Source organism: Micromonospora sp. WMMA1363, from assembly GCF_030345795.1.
Classification (GTDB): domain Bacteria; phylum Actinomycetota; class Actinomycetes; order Mycobacteriales; family Micromonosporaceae; genus Micromonospora.
Genome location: NZ_JAUALB010000001.1, coordinates 4,598,833 through 4,618,335, shown reverse-complemented (window position 1 = coordinate 4,618,335; position 19,503 = coordinate 4,598,833). Strand labels below are relative to the sequence as shown.

Below are 19,503 nucleotides of genomic sequence, written 5' to 3'. Positions count from 1 at the left end.
CCAGCGTGCCTGGTCGTCGCGGCACGGCGGCGGGCACCCCCCGGTTTGGTGGGCCGTCCGTCACGGCCGCAGGCCCAGGCGGACCACCAGGTCGAGGAGGGCGAAGCCGAAGAGCGCGACGCCGACGAAGCCGTTCGCGGTGAAGAACGCCCGGTTGACCCGGCTCAGGTCGGTCGGACTCACCACCACGTGCTGGTAGCCGAAGGCGATCACGGTCAGGGCCAACCCGATCCACCAGAGCCACCCGAGACCGACCAGGGCGCCGAACCAGACGAACAGCGCGAACGTCACCACGTGCGCGGTGGTCGAGGCGTGCAGCGCGAAGCGTAGCCCGTAGCGGGCCGGCACGCTGTGCACGCCGATCCGCCGGTCCACCTCCGCGTCCTGGCAGGCGTAGATCAGATCAAAGCCGCCGATCCACAACCCCACCGCCACGCCGAGCAGCCAGGCCGGCCACGACCCGGCGAAGGTGCCGGTCACCGCGAGCCAGGCGCCGACCGGGCCGACCGCCTGCGCCACCGCCAGAATGGCGTGGGGCCAGTTGGTGAACCGCTTGCCGTACGGGTAGACGACCAGCGGCACCACCGCGAGCGGTGCAAGCGTCAGGCAGAGCGGGTTGAGCGACGCGGCGGCGGCCAGGAACACCACCAGCGCGACCGCCGCCCCGGCCCAGGCCGTCCGCACGCTCACCACCCCGGTCACCAGCTCCCGGTTGGCGGTACGCGGATTCCGCGCGTCGATCCGCCGGTCCAGGATCCGGTTGGCGGCCATCGCGAACGTCCGCGCACCCACCATCGCCACCGTGATCAGCATCAGGTCGAGCCAGCGCACCCGCCCACCGTTGACCTGCATCGCGGTCAACGCCGACAGGTACGCGAACGGCAGCGCGAACACCGAGTGCTCGATCGCCACCAGCGTGAGGAACGACCTCACCCGGCCCGGCCGCTCGACCGGCGCGTCGACGACGGCCATCAGATGCCGTACTCCTTCCACCGCTTGTCGACCAGCGAGACGACCTCGGGCGACATGCTCATCTCCTCGGGCCAGCCCCGGGTGTAGCCCTCCTCGGGGAGCTTACGGGTGGCGTCGACGCCGGCCTTGCCACCCCAGAACTGCTGGTACGACGAGTGGTCCAGGTGGTCCACCGGCCCTTCGGTGAGCAGCAGGTCACGGGCGTAGTCGACGTTGCCGAAGGCGCGGAAGGCCACCTCGTTGTAGTCGTGCACGTCGCAGTCGGAGTCGACGACCACGATCAGCTTGGTCAGCGACATCAGGTGGGCGCCCCAGATCGCGTTCATCACCTTCTGCGCGTGCTTCGGGTAGCGCTTGCGGATCGACACGATCGCGCAGTTGTGGAACACCCCGGCGGCCGGTAGGTCGTAGTCGACGATGTCCGGGATCAGCAGTTTGAGCAGCGGCTGGAAGATCCGCTCGGTGGCCTTGCCGAGGCCGTGGTCCTCCTGCGGCGGCTTCGAGGTGACGATCGAGTGGTAGACCGGGTCGCGCTGCATGGTCATGGTCTCGACGTGCAGCACCGGGAACGGTTCGACCGGGGTGTAGAAGCCGGTGTGGTCGCCGAACGGGCCCTCGGGCAGCCGCTCGCCGGGCTCGAGGTGCCCCTCCAGCACCACCTGGGCGTGTGCCGGCACCTGGAGCGGCACGGTCAGGCAGTCGACCATCTCGACGCGTTCACCGCGCAGGAAGCCTGCGAACAGGTACTCGTCGATATCTCCGGGGAGTGGCGCGCTCGCGGCGTACGACACCACCGGGTCGCAGCCGATGGCGATGGCGACCGGCAGCCGCTGACCCAGCCGCTCGGCGACGGCGTGGTGGGCGGTGGAGTCCTTGTGGATCTGCCAGTGCATGCCCAGCGTGTTCCGGCTGTGCTGTTGGAGCCGGTACAGGCCGAGGTTGCGCTTGCCGGTCTCCGGGTGCTTGGTGTGGGTCAGTCCGTAGTTGTGGAAGACTCCGCCGTCGCCGGGCCACACCTGCAGGCCGGGGAGGCGGTTCAGGTCGACGTCGTCACCACGGTAGACCACCTGCTGGCAGGGCGCGGTCTTCACCTTGCGTGGCGGCGCCGACCTGAGCTGCATGACCTTGCCCAGGCCCTCCCGGATGCCGGACCAGCCGACCGGCAGTTCCGGCTTCACCAGCGCGCCGATCCGCTCCCCGATCTCGTCCAGGGATTCGACGCCCAGCGCCATCGCCATCCGCTTCTCGGTGCCGAACAGGTTGATCGCCACCGGCATCTCGCCGCGGGTGGGGCGCTCGAAGAGCAGCGCGGGGCCGCTCGCGCGGACCGTCCGGGTGACGATCTCGCTGATCTCCAGGTCGGGATCGACTGGGACGCTGACGCGCCGCAGCTCACCCGCGCGCTCCAGCGCCGCGAGGAAGTCCTTCAGGTCGGGGTACGGGAAGCCACGAGCCGCCATGCTGCCAGTCTCCCGTACCGACCACGCCGACACTCAAGCCGGGGTGCGTTGAGCAGGTGGGTTACTCCGTACGCCGCGGACACCTGGGCCCGCGGCAGGCGTCTTGCGGTCATGCCCGTCCTGCCGTCACCCCCGATCAGCCAACGCGTCCCCGGCGACGGGCGCCAGCAGCGCGAGCAACGCGGCAGGGCCGTCGGGGCGCTCGTCCAGGTGCAGGATGAGGTCCTCGATGCTGCGCTGGCGGCGGCGGTCGACGACCCCACCGGTCAGCTCACGGTACTTGTCCACCACCGCCGCATTGTCGAGCGGGTGCTTGGGCGAGCCGGGCGGCGCGTCGACCCGGCGCTCGCGCGTCGTGCCGTCCCGCAGGACGAGGCGGACCCGGCCGTGCGACGCGTCGCCGGCGGGGTCGCAGGAGACCGACGTCCGTTCGATCAGTCGCCACACGTCGTCCGCGTTGATCCGGTCCGGGCGGTACTGTGCCAGCGACGCCGCGCCGTCGATGAGCGTGACGGCCGTCGAGTAGACGACCGACATCTGCGCGGCGACGCTCGTGATCGGCCGCTGGACGGTGAAGGCCGTGTGCCCGAACACGGCCTCCGCTACCTCGATGTCGATGTGCGTGATGTCCTCCGCTTCGACCCGATCGACGCTGCGCAGGGCCAGCGCCGCGGCGATCGCCGGGTGCGTGTACCCCATGGCGGCGTACGGCTTCACCGTCTGCTCCATCAGATACCACCGCCCGCCGAGTTCCGCGGCGACCTGGGACGGGTCGGGATCGTGCCCCTCGCCGTAAACGGAGAGGAATCCGCCGTACCCCCGCTCGAACACCCGTTTGATGCCCACGTACCCGCCCGCGGCCAGCATCGCCGCGACCAGGCCGTTGCGGGCCGCGAAGCCGTGCTGCATACGCTTGACCATCGATTCGTACTGCGCGGACATCAGTCCGCACGACTGCGTCGCGGCGATTCCCAGCGCGTCCTCGAACCGCGCCGCGGTGAGCCCGTGCAGGACGCCGGCGGCGGCCGCCGCGCCCGGGCCGCCGAACACCACCCCCGAGTGCCAGCCCCGCGCTATCAGCTGCGGCCCGTGTAGCGCGAGACCGACCCGGCATCCCGTTTCGAAGCCCAACACCTCGGCCCGGAGGAACTCCGCCCCGGTGATCCCCCCACGTGCCCCCGACACTGCCAGGAGCACGGGGAGCAGGATCGCGTTCGCATGCCACGGGATGTTGTAGGAGACGTCGTCGAGTTCGAAGCCCTGGATGAAACTGCTGTTGAGCAGGACGGCGGTCGACGTCGCCGTGCTGCGGTCCCAGCCGGCGACCACGCTCGCGCCGGGATCGGCAGCGGCCAGACTGTGCACCGCGACCTGGGACCACGGTAGGTGCGCGCCCACCAGGAGGCAACCGATCCCGTCCAGGATCAGGTGCCGGGCGCGGTCCCTGACCTCGGCCGGGATCGCGTCGGCCGACGTGTGCGCCAGCCAGGTGCAGAGCCGTCCGGTGGGTCCGGTCGGATCCTGCGGTGAGCCGTCGTCTGTCACCTGACCCCCCGGGAGCGCCGTCGGAAGCGGCATGTCGTCCGCTCTCGCGGCTTTCCCTGGTGTCGGGCGCTAAACGCCGGCTGCGGGTTTCGCTCGCGCCGAGCGGTCGCGCGTCCGTGGGGTCAGTCGAGGCCGCCGTACGAGTGCAGCCCCTCGAAGAAGATGTTCACGCCGAACAGGTTCATCAGCACGGTCAGGAAACCGAGCACGGCGACCCCGGCGGCGACGTTCCGCTTCACGCTCGGCGTGGCCCGGGCGTGCAGATAGCCCGCGTACACCACCCACGAGATGAACGCCCAGGTCTCCTTCGGGTCCCAGCCCCACGGCCGGCCCCACGCCGCCTCGGCCCAGATCGCCCCGGCGATCACCGCGAAGGTGAAGATCGGAAACGCGATCGCGTGTAGCACGAAGGTGAGCCGCTCCAGGGCCGCCGCCGTCGGCATCCGTTTCGCCAGCGGGTACGGGAAGCTTCGCCGGCCCTGCTCCCACCCGGCCCGCATCAGGTACGCGACCGCCGGCACGACGCCGAGCAGGAAGATGCCGGAGCTGAACACGATCGTCGAGACGTGGATGACGAACCAGTACGAGTTGAGCGCCGGCACCAACGGAACGACCGGCGTGTAGAGCACCAGCTCGGCGGTGGCCACCAGCAGCACCATGACCAGCGTCAGGAGCAGCCCGAGACGACGCAGCGTGGGCCGCCGCCACAGCACGGTGAGCCAGCCGGCGGCCCCGATGAACGAGACCGTCAGCACGAATTCGTACATGTTGCCCCAGGGCATCCGGTCGGCGGCGAGGCCGCGGGTGACCAGCGCGCCGAGGTGCAGCAGGGCGGCGACGACGCTCACTCCGACGGCGATCCGCCCGGCCGACCGGGCCCGTGCCGCGGTCCGCTCGGCCGCTGTCGTGCCGTTGGCCGTCGGCGCCTCCCCGACGACCCCGCCGGGCGCTCCGGCACCGGCGCCGACCAGTTCGCGGGCGGGCGCGGCGGCGCGGGTGCGGGCGTTACCGAGGGCGTACTCGACGGCGTGGCTGATCATCGCCACCAGGTAGGCCAGGGTCGCGAACGTCACCAGCTGGTCGGAGAGTGCGGACATCACTCGGCTCCTTCTCGCGCTCCGGGCCGGTCGTCGGGGCCGGCGCCGGCCCGCTCGTCCCGCTTCCCGTCCCCGCTGATCACGCCGACGAGCTGCGCGAACTCGCCGGCGAAGCCGGGATGGTCGGTACGCGGCAGCCCACCGGCCTCGACCAAGCTACTACCGCTCGTCGGAGATCCTTCCCCGGGGTCGACCGCCCGGGCCGGGGCCTCCGCCGTGCCCGCCGGCAACACACGGAAGAACACCCGCCGCCGCCGACCGAAGAGCGAGCCCATCAGTCCCAGCAGCAGCGTGCCGGAGCTGACCAGCAGCAGCGTCGAGCCGGGGTCGTGCCGCACCGACAGGACGATGTACGGCTCCGTCCCCAGGAACTCGAGCGTGGTGCCGTCGTCCAGCGTCCAGGTCTCGCCGACCTTGAGCAGCCGGTTGCCGACCTCCTTGACCTTGCCGGCCCGCACCTGCCGCTGGTCCAGCCGGTACACGGAGCCGGGGATGCCGGCATCCAGACCCAGGTTGCCCCGGTACGCCACGAGGTTCAGCAGGGGGTTGCGCTCGGTCGGGAACTCGGAACGGACGAACGGGCCCTGCTGCGGGGCTGTCGGCAGGTAGAAGCCGGTGAAGGCGAGCTGGAGGTCGGGGTCCCGCCTCCCGGTCGCTGGGTCGACGTTGGCGTCGGGGAAAGCGGCCAGGCCCTCGCCGGTGATCCCGACGTCGCCCATCGCGAGGAACGGCGTCGTGCTGGTCTGGCTGCGGCCGAATCGGTCGGTGTAGCGGACCACCGGGGCGTACGCGTGGCCGAGCAGGTAGACGTTCGCGCCGTCCAGGCGCAGCGGGGAGTTGACCGAGAACTCGGCCGGGCGCGGGACACCGCCCTCCTCGTCGACCGTCACCTTCGCGTTGAAGAACTCCGGCTGGCCGTTGGACGACAGGAACCGCGCGTCGAAGTCGTCCAGCCGCAGGCAGAACCCGGGCAGGTCGGCGCTGCCCACGCGGGAACCGAACGCGGTCTCCGCGTACTGCTGCTGGGTGTTGCAGAACGCGTTCTCCGCCCCGGCAACCAGCAGGCGGTTGCCGCTCCAGCCGTACCACGAGCCGAGCGCCACGCCGACCAGCACCACCACCATCGAGGTGTGGAACAGCAGGTTGCCGGTCTCCTTGAGGTAGCCCTTCTCGGCGGAGACCTCGTCGCCGCGGACCACCACCCGCCAGCGCCGGCGACGCAGCGACTCGGCGATCGCGGCGGCACCCCCCGCCGGTCCGGCGAACACCGCGTGCTGCGGCAGCCGGTCCAGCCGCCTCGGAGCCGCCGGTGGCCGCGACCGCAGGGCTCGGACGTGGTCGCGGATCCGGGGCGTGATGCAGCCGATCAGGGACGTGAACAGCAGCAGGTAGATCGCGGCGAACCAGACCGACCCGAACACCTCGAACGCGCCGAGCCGGTCCAGCACCGGAGCCAGGTCGGGGTGTGCGGTGAAGTAGTCCCGTACGTCCTCCGGGTTGACCCCCCGCTGCGGGAGGACCGAGCCGGGGACGGCGGCGATCGCGAGGAGAAACAGCAGCACCAACGCCGTACGCATGCTGGTGAGCTGCCGCCACGAGTTGCGCAGCACAGCCAGGGCCGGGTTGGAGCGGCGCCGGGGTGCTTCGGCCGGTGGGGCCGGCCGGTCCACGACGGTCATCAGATGCTCACCTCACCCACCCCGACGGTGGTCTGCAACCAGATCACGACGTTGGTCCAGCCGTCGGTCACCAGCGCGAGGCCGATCAGGATCAGCAGTGCCCCGCCGATCCGGGTCACCCAGCGGCTGTTGCGCCGGACCGCGCGGAAGACCCCGAGCAGGCGCTGGAAGCCCAGCCCGAAGGCAACGAACGGTGTCCCCAGACCGAGGCAGTACGCCACGGCCAGCACGACGGCCCGGTCGGTCTGCCCCTCGACCGCCGCCAGCCCGAGCACGGCACCGAGCGTCGGGCCGACGCAGGGAACCCAGCTGAGCGCGAAGACCGCGCCGAAGACGGGCGCGCCGAGCAGCCCTGCTGCCGGCAGTTTGCGGAGGCGGAACTCGCGCCGCAACCCCGGCAGCAGCTCGACGTAGCTGAGTCCGAGGACGATGATCAGCGCGCCGACGACGATCTCCAGCGTGCGCTCGTACTGGAAGAAGACCTTGCCGACGGTGGCGAACAGGACTGCGGTGGCGGTGAAGACCACGGTGAAGCCGGCGACGAAGAGCAGCGTCCCGGCGAGTACCCGGCTCTTCACGGCGACGACGGCTGGGCGCTCCCGCACGGTCACTCCCCCAGCGCCAGCGGTGTCACGCCCATCGCCAGCCGCGCCAGGAGGGGACCCTGCCGCTACCGGCGGCGTCAGGCGGGAGGCCTTCCGCACACCTTGGCCTTCGAGGTCGGCGCCGGCCAGGCCGGTGACGTACGACAGGTAGCCCGGCATCAGCGGAAGCACGCACGGGGACAGGAAGCTCACCAGACCGGCCAGGGCCGCCGCGCCGATCGCGAGCAGCAGCGGGCCGGACTGGGCGAGTTCCCGGAAGGTGTCGCCCATCAGCGTCGGCCCGTCGGCGCGGGCGACTCCACGGCGATCCGCTCGACGATCGGCTGGAGGCTCGCCCGCGTGACGGCGGCGCGGATCACCACGGCGATCCGACCCTCCCGGTCGAGCACGACGGTCGCCGGGATGGTGTTCGGCGGGATGTCCAACGCGAGTGCCAGCCGGCTCGGCGGGTCGAAGAGGCTCGGGTAGGTCACCCGACCCTCCTCGAACGCCTTGGCCTTGTCCCGCTGATCCTGGATGTTGATGCCGAGGAACGTCACCCCGGCATCCTTCGTGGCCTGGTAGGTGGCCTCCAGGTCGTCGGCCTCGGCGCGGCACGGGGCGCACCACGAGCCCCAGAAGTTGACCACGACCACCTGGCCGCGGTCGCGCACGACGTCGTAGCTGCCGCCATCGAGCAGTTCACCGGCGAGCTGCGGGGCGGCGGAGCGCTGGTCCGGGGCGCACTCGACGACCCCGTCGCGGGTGTCGCAGGTCTCCTCCGCGCTCGTCGGCGAGCAGGCGGCGAGCGCGGCCGCGCCGACGGTGGCGAGCAGACCGGCGATCCACCTCCGGGCGTCCATCAGGCCCCCTTGGCCGTCCGGGCGGTCGGCGACATCGCGATCAGGTGGGCGGCGGGTTCGGAGTACATGATGCCGACGACCTTGGCGCCGTCGAAGTGGAACGAGGTGAGGCTGGCCAGCCCGCACTGCCGTCGGCGCGGGTCGTGCCAGAGGCGCTTACGCTCGACGTACCGGCGCAGCGTCCAGATCGGCAGTTGGTGGGAGACGAGCACCGCCTCCCGCCCTTCAGCCGCCACCCGGGCGGCGTGCAGGGCGGCGAACATGCGCTCGGCGATGGCCCGGTACGCCTCGCCCCAACTCGGCGTCACCGGATCGCGCAGCACCCACCAGTTGCGCGGGTCGCGGAACGACCCGTCGCCCGGGGAGACCTTCTTGCCCTCGAACCAGTTGGCGCTTTCGATCAGCCGCTCGTCCACCCCGACCGACAGCCCGAACTGCGCGGCGATCGGCTCGGCGGTCTGCTGAGCGCGCTCCAGCGGGCTGGCGACGACGTGCACGACCTGCCGCTCGGCCAGCCCCCGCGCGGCGGCCCTGGCCATCTGCACACCCAGCTCGGAGAGGCGGAAACCAGGCAGCCGACCGTAGAGGATCCCCTCCGGGTTGTGCACCTCGCCGTGCCGCAGCACGTGGACCACCGTCTTGCTCACCACCGTCACCCCCCGTGACCCGCCGCCGCCGCGGCTGCCGCCGCCGACGGCAGCGCCGCGGCGATCTGTTCACACGCGGCGTCGTCGATCGCCGCCGACACGAACCACGACTCGAAGGCGCTCGGCGGCAGGTAGACCCCGGCGGCGAGCATCGCGTGGAAGAACGCCCTGAACGCCGGAACCTGCTGGGCGCGCGCGCTGTCGTAGTCGACCACGTCGGCGTCGGTGAAAAAGATCGAGAACATGTTGCCGGCGTACGACAGCCGATGCGGGACCCCGGCGGCGGTCAGCGCGTCGCCGGCGAGCTTGCCCACGACGGCGGCCGTCTCGTCAAGCCTGCGGTAGAGCGCGTCGTCGGCCAGCCGCAGCGTGGCCAGGCCGGCGGCGCAGGCGAGGGGGTTCCCGGACAGGGTGCCGGCCTGGTAGACGGGGCCGGCCGGGGCCAGCCGCGTCATCACCTCGGCGCGTCCGCCGAACGCCGCGGCGGGCAGCCCGCCGCCCATGACCTTCCCATACGTCCACAGGTCGGCGTCGCAGGCATCGAGGCCGTGCCACCCGGCGCGCGAAACGCGGAACCCGGTCATCACCTCGTCGACGATGAGGAGCGCGCCATACGCGTGGGCGATGGCGGCGAGCCGCTGGTTGAAGTTGTCGCGCGGGGCGACCACGCCCATGTTGCCGGCGGCGGCCTCGGTGATGACCGCGGCGATGTGCGGGCCCTCCGCGGCGAAAGCCGCCTCGACGGCGGCGAGGTCGTTGTACGGCAGCACGATCGTGTCGCCGGCCGCCGCGCCGGTCACACCGGGCGAATCGGGCAGACCGAGGGTGGCGACACCGGAGCCGGCGGCGGCGAGCAGGGCATCGGAATGTCCGTGGTAGCAGCCGGCGAACTTGACGATCTTGGCACGGCCGGTCCAGCCTCGGGCCAGGCGAATCGCCGACATGGTGGCCTCGGTGCCGGAGTTGACCAGCCGTACCTGCTGGACGGGCGTCCGGGCGACGATCTCCTCCGCCAGAGCGACCTCGCCGGGCGTCGGGGTGCCGAAGCTGGTACCGAGCGCGGCTGCCTCGCGCAGCGCCTCGACCACGGCCGGGTGGGCGTGCCCGAGGATCAGTGGGCCCCACGAGCAGACCAGGTCGACGTAACGCCGCCCGTCGGCGTCATACAGCCAGGGCCCCTCCCCCCGGACCATGAAGCGCGGGGTGCCGCCGACCGCGCGGAACGCGCGCACGGGGGAGTTCACCCCGCCCGGCACGATGGCGCGGGCGCGGTCGAACAGGGCCTCGGAGGCCGGCGCGTCGGCCGGGTAGCGGCCGGATCCGGCGGGAAACACGTCGGTCACGATGCCGCCATTGTGTCAGCGTCGGAGGCCGGATCGGCAGGCACCCCGAAGCAGGGTTACCAGCCTCACCCGGGCGCGCCGTCCGCCGACCCGGCGACGACCCGGTCGCCGGAGCCGCACCGCCTCGACGGGCCGGCTCCGGCGAGATCGCGCTAGGCTGAGCCGGTGGATCGTGCAGAACTGTCCATCACACTGCACCGGCCAGGTGACGAGGTAGTCCTCCGCCTGGCCGGTGAGATCGACATGCTCACGGCCGCCCAGCTCTCGACCGTCGTCAACGAGGTCCTGGCCGACCCACCGCCGCGGATCGTCCTCGACCTGACCGGCGTGACGTTCTGCGACTCGCAGGGGCTGGGCACGCTGGTCGTGCTCAGCCGCAAGGCCAGCCACTCCCAGAGCCTGTTGATCCTCACCAACGTGGGCGACTTCCTGCTCCGTGTCCTGGACATCACGGGCCTCCGCAGCGCCCTGATGATCCGAAACGAGTCCCCCACCTCCTGACCCACCCCGCTGCACAAGATCGGCGCGGTTCGGGTCGGGAGGGTCAGCCGGTGTTGCCCCAGCGGGCCTGCTCCAGCACGTCGATGGCGCGAGCCACCGCCTCCGGGTCCGACTCGGCACGCAGCAGGGCGGTGGCCTCGTCGACCGCGTCGGTCAGCAGCCGCCACTGCTTCTCGCGCTCCCGGACCAGGTCGGACTGGGCCGCCAGCTGCCGGGTCTTCACCCACAGCTCCACGAACACCGACACCTTGGCGCGCAGCACCCACGGGTCGAACGGCTTGGTGAGATAGTCCACCGCCCCGGCCGCGTACCCGCGCAGCGCCAACTGGGCGTCCCGGTCGGCCGCGGTGAGAAAGATGATCGGCACGTGCCGCGTACGCTCGCGCCGCTTGATGTGACTGGCCGTCTCGAAGCCGTCCATCTCCGGCATCTGGGCGTCGAGGAGGATCACCGCGAAGTCGTCGACGAGAAGCTGCTTCAGCGCCGCCTCGCCGCTCTCCACCGCCACCGACTGCACCGGAAGCCCCTGGAGAATCGCTTCCAGAGCCATCAGGTTCTCTCGGCGGTCGTCCACCAGCAGCGCCTTCGCCACCTGAGTCACGAGTCCTCCCCGCTTCGGCTGCCGCTGATCCAGGACGACATGAGCTCGATGAGCTCGTCCAGGTCGACGGGTTTGGTGATGTAGTCACTCCCACCGGCCGCCAGGGCCGATTCCCGGTCCCCGGGCATCGCCTTCGCGGTCAGAAAGACGATCGGCAGGTCGGCGAACCGATGGTTTCGCCGGATCTGCCGGGTCGTCTCGTAGCCGTCCTGGTCGGGCATCATGGCGTCCATCAGCACGATGTCCACCTCCGGATGCTCAGCCAGCAGGCGGACGCCGTCCACCCCGTTGTCCGAGTACAACACGGTCATCCCATGCAACTCCAACGCACTGGTGAGGGCGAAGACATTCCGGACGTCGTCGTCCACGATCAGCACGGTCGCCCCATCCAGTTGACGCGTCGCCGGCGCCTCGGACGCCTCCGGCAGCAGCTCCACCGGGGGCATCAGCAGCGAGGACGGCAGGCCGGCCCGAGCGGGCGACGGCGGCGCCGGCGCGACGACCGCATCCGGAGCCAGCACATCGGGCACGAACAGGGTGAACGTCGAGCCCTGCCCGGGCGCCGACGACACACCGATGGCGCCGCCCAGCAGTCGGGCCAGGTCCCGGCTGATCGACAGCCCCAGCCCGGTGCCGCCGTAGCGGCGGCTGGTGGTCCCGTCGGCCTGCTGGAACGCCTCGAAAATGATCGACAGCTTGTCGTCCGAGATGCCGATACCGGTGTCCACCACGGTGAACGCGATCACCTGCCGGGCGTTGGTCAGAGCCGGTAGGTCGAACACCGCGTTCTCCGGCGCCGGCGCGATCTGGAGCGCCACCGCGCCGTTGTCGGTGAACTTCACCGCGTTGGAGAGCAGGTTACGCAGAATCTGCTGCATGCGCTGGGCGTCCGTGACGATCGTCGCCGGCAGGTTCGCGCTGACCCGGACCTCGAAGTCGAGCCCCTTCTCCTCGGCCTGCGGCGCGAACGCCTGCTCGACATAACTACGGATCTCAGCGAACCGGATCTCGGTCGGCTCGACGTCCATCCGGCCCGCCTCGATCTTCGACAGGTCGAGGATGTCGTCGATCAGCGAGAGCAGGTCCGAGCCGGCGCTGTGGATCGTCCGGGCAAACTCGATCTGCTTCGGGCTGAGGTTCTGCTCCGAGTTCTCCGCGAGCAGCCGAGCCAGCAGCAGCAGGGAATTCAGCGGCGTCCGCAGCTCGTGGCTCATGTTCGCCAGGAACTCCGACTTGTACGCCGACGCCCGGGTCAGCTGCTGCGCCTTCTCCTCCAGGCCGAGCCGGGCCAGCTCGATCTCCCGGTTCTTCGTCTCGATGTTGCCCTTCTGCTCCGACAGCAGCTTCGCCTTGTCCTCCAACTCCGCGTTGGTGCGCTGGAGTTCGGCCGACTGCTCCTGCATCTCGTGGGCCAGCCGCTGCGACTGGGCGAGCAGTTCCTCCGTACGCCGGTTCGCCTGGATGGTGTTGACCGCGACACCGATGGTGAGGACAAGCCGCTCCAGGAACGACAGGTGCAGGTCGGAGAAGGCCACCACGCTGGCGAACTCGATCACGCCGAGCAGCTCGCCCTCGAAGAGCACCGGCAGCACGACCAGGTCGGCCGGGGGTGTGTCGGCGATCCCGGATCGCAGCGTGAGCCGGCTGTCCGGCGCCGCGCTGACCCGAATCGTGCGTCGGGAGAGGGCGGTCTGGCCGACCAGCCCCTCACCGGGACCGAAAGTCACATCGTGCCCACGCGCCACGTAGCCGTACGAGGCGGTGAGCCGCAGCCGCACACTCCCCTCGGCGGTGTCGACCAGGAAGAACGCGCCAAGCTGCGCGTCGACCAGCGGCGTCACCTCCATCATGATCATGCGGCAGACCTCGCCGAGGTCGCGCTGGCCCTGGAGCAACCCACCGATGCGGGCCAGGTTGGAGTCGAGCCAGCCCTGCTCGGCGTTCTTCTTGGTCGTCTCCCGGAGGGTGACGATCATCTGGTTGATGTTGTCCTTCAGCTCGGCGACCTCGCCCTGCGCCTCGACGGCGATCCGCTGGGTCATGTCCCCGCGGGTCACCGACGTGGAGACCTGGGCGATGGCGCGCAGCTGGGTGGTCAGCGTCAAGGCGAGCTGATTGACGTTCTCGGTCAGATCCCGCCAGGTGCCCGAGACACCCTTGACCTGCGCCTGACCACCCAGCTTCCCCTCGCTGCCGACCTCACGGGCCACCCGGGTCACCTCGTCGGCGAACGACGACAGCTGATCCACCATCGTGTTCACGGTGCTCTTCAGCTCCAGGATCTCGCCCTGCGCATCCACCGTGATCTTCTGCGACAGGTCACCCTTCGCCACCGCCGTGGTGACCGAGGCGATGTTGCGCACCTGCAAGGTCAGGTTCGACGCCATCGAGTTCACGTTGTCCGTCAGGTCCCGCCACGTACCACTGACGCCCTTGACCTGCGCCTGACCACCCAAACTGCCCTCGGTGCCCACCTCACGGGCCACCCGGGTCACCTCGTCGGCGAACGACGACAGCTGATCCACCATCGTGTTCACCGTGTTCTTCAGCTCCAGGATCTCGCCCTGCGCATCCACCGTGATCTTCTGCGACAGGTCACCCTTCGCCACGGCCGTGGTGACCGAGGCGATGTTGCGTACCTGCGACGTCAGGTTCGACGCCATCGAGTTCACGTTGTCCGTCAGGTCCCGCCACGTACCGGCGACACCACGGACCTGCGCCTGACCACCCAAACTGCCCTCGGTGCCCACCTCACGGGCCACCCGGGTCACCTCGTCGGCGAACGACGAGAGCTGATCCACCATCGTGTTCACGGTGCTCTTCAGCTCGAGGATCTCGCCGCGCGCGTCGACGGTGATCTTCTGACTCAGGTCGCCCTTCGCCACCGCGGTGGAGACCGAGGCGATGTTGCGCACCTGCGACGTCAGGTTCGACGCCATCGAGTTCACGTTGTCCGTCAGGTCCCGCCACGTACCACTGACGCCCTTGACCTGCGCCTGACCACCCAGCTTCCCCTCGGTGCCCACCTCACGGGCCACCCGGGTCACCTCGTCGGCGAACGACGACAGCTGATCCACCATCGTGTTCACCGTGTTCTTCAGCTCCAGGATCTCGCCCTGCGCATCCACCGTGATCTTCTGCGACAGGTCACCCTTCGCCACCGCCGTCGAGACCTGCGAGATGTTGCGGACCTGGCTGGTCAGGTTGCCGGCGAGCTGGTTGACGTTCTCGGTCAGGTCCCGCCACGTGCCGGAGACACCGCGCACCTGCGCCTGACCACCCAGCTTCCCCTCGATGCCCACCTCACGGGCCACCCGGGTCACCTCGTCGGCGAACGACGACAGCTGATCCACCATCGTGTTCACCGTGTCCTTCAACTCCAGGATCTCGCCCTGTGCGGCTACGGTGATCTTCTGACTCAGGTCGCCCTTGGCGACCGCGGTGGAGACCTGGGCGATGTTGCGCACCTGCGACGTCAGGTTCGACGCCATCGAGTTCACGTTGTCGGTCAGGTCCTTCCAGGTCCCGGCCACTCCGGGCACCTCGGCCTGACCGCCGAGCTTACCCTCGGTGCCCACCTCGCGGGCCACCCGGGTCACCTGCTCGGCGAAGAGCCGCAGGGTGTCGGTCAGCGAGTTCATCGTGTCGGCCAGCTCGGCGACCTCGCCCCGTGCCCCCACCGTGATCTTCTGCGACAGATCACCCTTGGCCACCGCCGTCGCGACCTGGGAGATCGACCGCACCTGGCCGGTCAGATTCGAGGCCATGGTGTTCACCGAGTCGGTGAGGTCCTTCCAGGTCCCGGCCGCCCCCTGGACGTCGGCCTGACCGCCGAGCTTGCCCTCGGTGCCCACCTCACGGGCCACCCGGGTCACCTCGTCGGCGAACGACGACAGCTGACCCACCATCGTGTTCACCGTGCGCCCGATGCGCAGATACTCACCGCGCAGCGGCCGGCCATCCATCTCCAGCGCCATGTGCTGCGACAAGTCGCCCTCGGCGACCGCCGCGATGACCCGGGCGATCTCGGTGGTGGGCCGGCCGAGGTCGTCGATGAGCGAGTTGACGGTGCGCTGCCCCTCCGCCCAGAATCCGTCCAGGCCCTCGTCGTCCAGACGCTCGGTGAGCCGGCCGTCCCGGCCGACGATCCGGCTGATCCGACGCAGGTCGTGGTACTGCCGCTCCTGGAGCGACACCACCTCGTTGAAGACGTCCGCGACCTCGCCCGCCCGGCCCGCCCGGCGGGGCAGCCGGACCTTGAGATCACCGCGGCGGACCCGCCGCAGCGCCTCGGTCAGCTCGACGAGGACCGCCTCGTTGTCCGGCGCGGACGGGTCCGCCGCCGGCTGTCTCGCCGTGGTCATCATTCCTCGCTCACGTCGGGGGCGCCCAGCTGCCGACAGGGTCGGCCATCCCCATATTGTGCCCGCGAACCGGTAGATGCCAGGTCGGCGCGGCCGTCGCCGGCCATCGGATCGGACACCACGCCCGCGGGGAGCCACCCGACGTGAGGTGGCGCCGACCACCCGGAGCAGGTTGGCACCCGAGGGGCCGGCGATGGAGGATACGAGGGTGTCAGCGGAGGCAGGGCCCGCATCAACCGGTGGGCGGAGCGAGCACGTCCGGCGGGTCCGGCTCCCCGCCGACCGGCGCACACCAGCCGCCGCACGAGCCCTCGTCCGCTCCGTGCTCGCCGAGGCGCAGCTTGAGGAGCTGATCAACGAGGCGCTGCTGTTGACCACCGAGCTGTCCACCAACGCCGTCGAGCACGCCCGCACCGAACTGGACGTCGAGGTCGTCGCCGACCGTCTCGGACTCACGGTCACCGTGTCCGACTTCGCCGGCGGGCCGGTGGAGGAGTTGACCGTCGGGGTCCGCAACGAGAGCAGCGACATCGCCGAGATCTCCGAGCGCGGGCGTGGTCTGCTTCTGGTCGACCACTTCGCCAGCCGCTGGGGAACCACGTACCTGCCCACCGGAAAGGGCGTCTGGTTCCGGATCGACCGGGCGGCCACTGCCGCGACGGCACGGTCCGGGGGCACCTCGACCGCGCCGACCACGCCGGGTGCCGCGGGCACGACCGGGGACGGCTCCGCGCCGAGCGCCGCGGGGATGAGCGAGCTGATGCAGACCAGCCCCGACCCGTACGCCGACGACCCACTCCCGGACTTCGCGACCAGCCTGCTGACCCGGGTGGGCGAGATGATCGGCGCCGCCGGTGGCGTGGTCCGGCTGGACCGGGGCGACGGGCAGGGCCCGCAGGTGCTGGCACGCTACGGCCGTCAACCCCGGGCCGGCACCGAGCTGCTCCAGGTTCCGCTGACCGTGCACCGGCCGTACGCCGGCGAGTTGGTGCTGGACGCGGCGCCGTCCGCGTACGCCCGGCCGTTGGCGGCGCTGATGGCCGAGCGTCTCTCGCTGCACCTCGAGAACGACCGGCTGCGCCGCGCCGACGTACGGCGTCAGGCCTGGCTGACGTTCCTGGCGGAGGCGAGCGAACTGCTCGCCCAGTCCCTCGACGTCGAGCTGACCATGGCACTGGTCCCACAGCTCGTCGTGCCCCGGCTGGGGCAGTGGTGTGCGGTGCACACCACCGACGAATGGGGCCGGCTACGCCTAGCGGCGGCCAGCCACGCCGACGAGTCGGTACTGCCGCACCTGCACGCCGTGCTCCGCGAGACCGGCCCGGACTCGATCCAGGCTCGCCTACGCGAGGCGTCCCGCAACGGCGCCCAGCTACCACTCGGCGCGCCGATGGAGGGTTTCGCCGTCCCGCTGATCGCCCGCGGCCAGCGGCTCGGCACCCTCGCCGTCGGCCGGCACCAGCGGCACCGCCACGACCCGGACGAGGTCGCCGTCCTGGAGGACGTGGCCCGGCGGGCGGCGCTGGCGATCGAGAACGCCCGGATCCACGCCGAGCGCCGTCGGGTCGCCCAGGCCCTCCAGCATTCGCTGCTGCCGCCCGTGATCCCGGTGGTCGAGGGCATCGGCTTCGCTGCCGAGTACGTCCCGACCGGCGACGAAGCCGAGGTCGGTGGGGACTTCTACGACGTGCTGCCCCTGCCGGACGGCCGTTGGCTGGTGGTCATCGGCGACGTCTCCGGCAAGGGCGTACAGGCCGCCGCGGTCACCGGGCTGGTCCGGGACGTCATCCGAACGCTGGTCGGGGACGGCAAGCCGCTGCCGGAGGCGCTGAACCGGCTCAACGAGACGCTGGTGGAGCGGGGTGGCGGGCGGTACTGCACGCTGGCGCTGGCGGCGGTCGGGCCCGGCGACGGCGCGCAACTCGACGTGTCGCTGCACCTCGCCGGCCACGACCGGCCGGTGCTGCTGCCGTCCGCCGGCCGGGCCCGGTTCGTCGGGACCGGCGGCACCGCGCTCGGCCTGCTCGACTCGATCGCCTCACCGTCGACGGAGATCTCGCTCGACCCCGGCGACGCGCTGATCTTCTACACCGACGGGGTCACCGAACGGCGGCGTGGGCGGGAACTGTTCGGCGTCGACCGCCTCCGCGAGGCCGCCGCACCGCTGGCCGGCTACTCGGCCGACGTGGTGGCGGCGCGGCTCCGGTCCACCGCGATCGGCTTCTCACCGGAGGCCCCCCGCGACGACATCGCGATCCTCGTCCTCCGCAACGACGCCGCCTGAGTCGAGGCACCGGTTCTCAGACCCTGCGCGCCACCAGCGCCTCCGAGGCACCGGTGGACCGCGGTCAGGGCCGCGTCACGACTGGCGCCGACCCGGCCGGTTCGGCCCTGCCGCCTGGGCGTCCTCTTTCCTACTGGCGGCCCGGCCCTAGAGGCCGCCGGGGAGGCGGCCCGGGGCGAGGCGGTGGTGCGGGTCGAGGTGCTCCTTCGCCGCCCGCAGCCGGGCCAGCCCGGCCAGCTCGCCCCACAGGTCGACGGCCTGGCGGACCGGTTCGGGCGCGGACACCACCACGCACCGGCCGCGGCGGGCGAGGAGGACGCTCCGCACCGCGGCGAGGATCGAGGCGACCCGGTCGGCGGACGTCACGTCCCCCGGCAGCGCGGCGTGCACGACGCCGAGACCTGCGGAGCCGCGCACCGGGACCGGACCACCGGCCGCGTCGCGCAGGGCGTAGACGGCGGCGTGCAGGTGGGTGAGCGGCACCTCGATGCGCAGGGCCGTGTCCCCCGGGCCGAACGGGTAGCGCCGCCACCAGGACGGCGCGGACGGTGCGGCGGACGCGCCCGGACCGAGGACCGACACCAGCCGGTCGGCACGTTCGGCCACGTCGGCGGGACCCCCCTCCAGCAGGACGACCAGGGTGCCGGCACGGGCCGGGCCGGTCGCGGCGCGACCCGTCATCGACGGGTGCCGGGCCATCGACTCGGCCCGGCCGTCCCGCTGCGGCCGGGGTCCCGCGCCGGCCGGGAGGTCCACCTCGACGGCCGCCGGGTCGAGGCGGGCCGCCAGCACCGTGCGCACCAGGTCGTGCACCTCCAGCGGCGTCCAGACCGGGCGGGTGACCCAGATCCGGCTCGCCGGCACGGCCTGCACCCGGACGGTGGCGGAGATCAGCACCCCGAGCGCGCCCTGCGAGCCGCAGAGCAACCGGGCCAGCTCCACCCCGTCGGCACCGCCACCAGCGCCGGCCAGCTCACCGTCGGCGTTCAGGTATCGCAGGGCGACGAGCTGATCGCACACCGTGCCGTGCCGGTGCCGTAGCGGCCCGGCCTCGGCAGCCGCGAGCACCCCGCCGAGGGTGGCGCCGGGCGACGGCGCGTCCAGGGCGAGCCGCCGACCGGTGCGCTCCAGGGTGGCCTGAACCGCACGCAGCGGGGTGCCGGCGCCAACCTCGGCGGTCCGGGAGCCGACCGGCTCGTGCCCGATGCCGGCGAGCCGGCCGGTGTCCAACATGATGTCGACCCGGTCGGGGGCGGCACCCCAGTCGATCTTCGTGCCGGCGCCGCGAGGGGCCACGGTCAGGTCGTGCCGGGCCGCCAGCCGGAGCACCTCGGCGGCGGCGTGCGGCGCACCCGGGACCGCCACCCAGCGCGCCGGCCGGCCGGCCACCTCGTCCGCCGGGCCCGCGAGGCGGGCGAACGGCGGCCCGCAGATCTCCGCCAGCCGCCGGGTGATGCCGAGGGCCCCGGGCCGATCCGTGGAACTCGCCACTGCCACCATGGCGGTCATCGTACACATGTTCGAAGGCCACGGCGGCGAGTCGCCGAGCGACACCACGGCCGC

At 71.5% G+C, this 19,503-nt stretch carries 13 protein-coding genes and 2 pseudogenes; 3 read left to right on the top strand and 12 right to left on the bottom strand.

The window, feature by feature from the left end; genetic code table 11:
* Positions 1-60 precede the first annotated feature (60 nt).
* From mqnP to hemL, 9 genes are all read right to left on the bottom strand, one after another.
* Entirely contained in the window at positions 61-972 is a 912-nt protein-coding gene (gene mqnP / locus QTQ03_RS21530; protein WP_289279603.1) for a menaquinone biosynthesis prenyltransferase MqnP, read from the bottom strand.
* Positions 972-2,432 (bottom strand): menaquinone biosynthesis decarboxylase, encoded by a 1,461-nt coding sequence (locus tag QTQ03_RS21525; protein ID WP_289279602.1) that lies wholly within the window; start codon positions 2,430-2,432, stop codon positions 972-974. Before QTQ03_RS21525 ends, mqnP begins: the two co-directional genes overlap by 1 nt.
* A 126-nt stretch (positions 2,433-2,558) precedes the next feature.
* Complete coding sequence (locus tag QTQ03_RS21520) at positions 2,559-4,010, bottom strand: MmgE/PrpD family protein (protein WP_502889800.1); 1,452 nt, start codon at positions 4,008-4,010, stop codon at positions 2,559-2,561.
* An 89-nt stretch (positions 4,011-4,099) separates the two neighbouring features.
* The gene (gene ccsB / locus QTQ03_RS21515; RefSeq protein WP_289279600.1) at positions 4,100-5,074 is read right to left on the bottom strand and encodes a c-type cytochrome biogenesis protein CcsB; all 975 of its coding nucleotides are present in this window, start codon (positions 5,072-5,074) and stop codon (positions 4,100-4,102) included.
* Positions 5,074-6,753: a cytochrome c biogenesis protein ResB gene (resB, locus tag QTQ03_RS21510; RefSeq protein ID WP_289279599.1), complete on the bottom strand. Its 1,680-nt coding sequence runs from the start codon at positions 6,751-6,753 to the stop codon at positions 5,074-5,076. Before resB ends, ccsB begins: the two co-directional genes overlap by 1 nt.
* Complete coding sequence (locus tag QTQ03_RS21505) at positions 6,753-7,628, bottom strand: cytochrome c biogenesis CcdA family protein (protein ID WP_289279598.1); 876 nt, start codon at positions 7,626-7,628, stop codon at positions 6,753-6,755. Before QTQ03_RS21505 ends, resB begins: the two co-directional genes overlap by 1 nt.
* Positions 7,628-8,200 carry a TlpA family protein disulfide reductase gene (locus tag QTQ03_RS21500; protein WP_289279597.1) on the bottom strand — a complete coding sequence of 191 codons (573 nt, stop codon included), beginning with the start codon at positions 8,198-8,200 and terminating at the stop codon, positions 7,628-7,630. Before QTQ03_RS21500 ends, QTQ03_RS21505 begins: the two co-directional genes overlap by 1 nt.
* On the bottom strand, positions 8,200-8,856 hold the full coding sequence (locus tag QTQ03_RS21495) for a histidine phosphatase family protein (protein ID WP_289279596.1): 657 nt from the start codon (positions 8,854-8,856) through the stop codon (positions 8,200-8,202). Before QTQ03_RS21495 ends, QTQ03_RS21500 begins: the two co-directional genes overlap by 1 nt.
* Entirely contained in the window at positions 8,853-10,190 is a 1,338-nt protein-coding gene (gene hemL, locus QTQ03_RS21490) for a glutamate-1-semialdehyde 2,1-aminomutase (RefSeq protein WP_289279595.1), read from the bottom strand. The genes QTQ03_RS21495 and hemL overlap by 4 nt, the downstream gene beginning before the upstream one ends.
* A 165-nt stretch (positions 10,191-10,355) precedes the next feature.
* On the opposite strand from hemL, the gene QTQ03_RS21485 reads away from it, so the two are divergent.
* On the top strand, positions 10,356-10,691 hold the full coding sequence (locus tag QTQ03_RS21485) for an STAS domain-containing protein (protein WP_289279594.1): 336 nt from the start codon (positions 10,356-10,358) through the stop codon (positions 10,689-10,691).
* A gap of 43 nt (positions 10,692-10,734) precedes the next feature.
* Here QTQ03_RS21485 and QTQ03_RS21480 read toward each other — a convergent pair whose 3' ends face one another.
* Positions 10,735-11,292 (bottom strand): response regulator, encoded by a 558-nt coding sequence (locus QTQ03_RS21480; RefSeq protein ID WP_289279593.1) that lies wholly within the window; start codon positions 11,290-11,292, stop codon positions 10,735-10,737.
* On the bottom strand, positions 11,289-15,659 hold the full coding sequence (locus QTQ03_RS21475; protein WP_502889799.1) for a HAMP domain-containing protein: 4,371 nt from the start codon (positions 15,657-15,659) through the stop codon (positions 11,289-11,291). Before QTQ03_RS21475 ends, QTQ03_RS21480 begins: the two co-directional genes overlap by 4 nt.
* A 205-nt stretch (positions 15,660-15,864) precedes the next feature.
* On the opposite strand from QTQ03_RS21475, the pseudogene QTQ03_RS30740 reads away from it, so the two are divergent.
* Together QTQ03_RS30740 and QTQ03_RS21470 are read left to right on the top strand one after the other, a co-directional pair.
* A pseudogene (locus QTQ03_RS30740) lies at positions 15,865-16,300 on the top strand (ATP-binding protein); the annotation flags it as partial.
* Between the two features lie 77 nt (positions 16,301-16,377).
* Positions 16,378-17,940: pseudogene (locus tag QTQ03_RS21470) on the top strand (PP2C family protein-serine/threonine phosphatase); the annotation flags it as partial.
* Between the two features lie 147 nt (positions 17,941-18,087).
* On the opposite strand, the gene QTQ03_RS21465 reads toward QTQ03_RS21470, so the two are convergent.
* Positions 18,088-19,440 (bottom strand): FAD-binding oxidoreductase, encoded by a 1,353-nt coding sequence (locus QTQ03_RS21465; protein WP_289280932.1) that lies wholly within the window; start codon positions 19,438-19,440, stop codon positions 18,088-18,090.
* Positions 19,441-19,503 lie beyond the last annotated feature (63 nt).

Coding starts and splice junctions, on each gene's coding strand:
- mqnP (WP_289279603.1), bottom strand. CDS start 972: ATGGCCGTCGTCGACGCGCCGGTCGAGCGGCCGGGCCGGGTGAGGTCG.
- QTQ03_RS21525 (WP_289279602.1), bottom strand. CDS start 2,432: ATGGCGGCTCGTGGCTTCCCGTACCCCGACCTGAAGGACTTCCTCGCG.
- QTQ03_RS21520 (WP_502889800.1), bottom strand. CDS start 4,010: ATGCCGCTTCCGACGGCGCTCCCGGGGGGTCAGGTGACAGACGACGGC.
- ccsB (WP_289279600.1), bottom strand. CDS start 5,074: ATGTCCGCACTCTCCGACCAGCTGGTGACGTTCGCGACCCTGGCCTAC.
- resB (WP_289279599.1), bottom strand. CDS start 6,753: ATGACCGTCGTGGACCGGCCGGCCCCACCGGCCGAAGCACCCCGGCGC.
- QTQ03_RS21505 (WP_289279598.1), bottom strand. CDS start 7,628: ATGGGCGACACCTTCCGGGAACTCGCCCAGTCCGGCCCGCTGCTGCTC.
- QTQ03_RS21500 (WP_289279597.1), bottom strand. CDS start 8,200: ATGGACGCCCGGAGGTGGATCGCCGGTCTGCTCGCCACCGTCGGCGCG.
- QTQ03_RS21475 (WP_502889799.1), bottom strand. CDS start 15,659: ATGATGACCACGGCGAGACAGCCGGCGGCGGACCCGTCCGCGCCGGAC.
- QTQ03_RS21465 (WP_289280932.1), bottom strand. CDS start 19,440: ATGGTGGCAGTGGCGAGTTCCACGGATCGGCCCGGGGCCCTCGGCATC.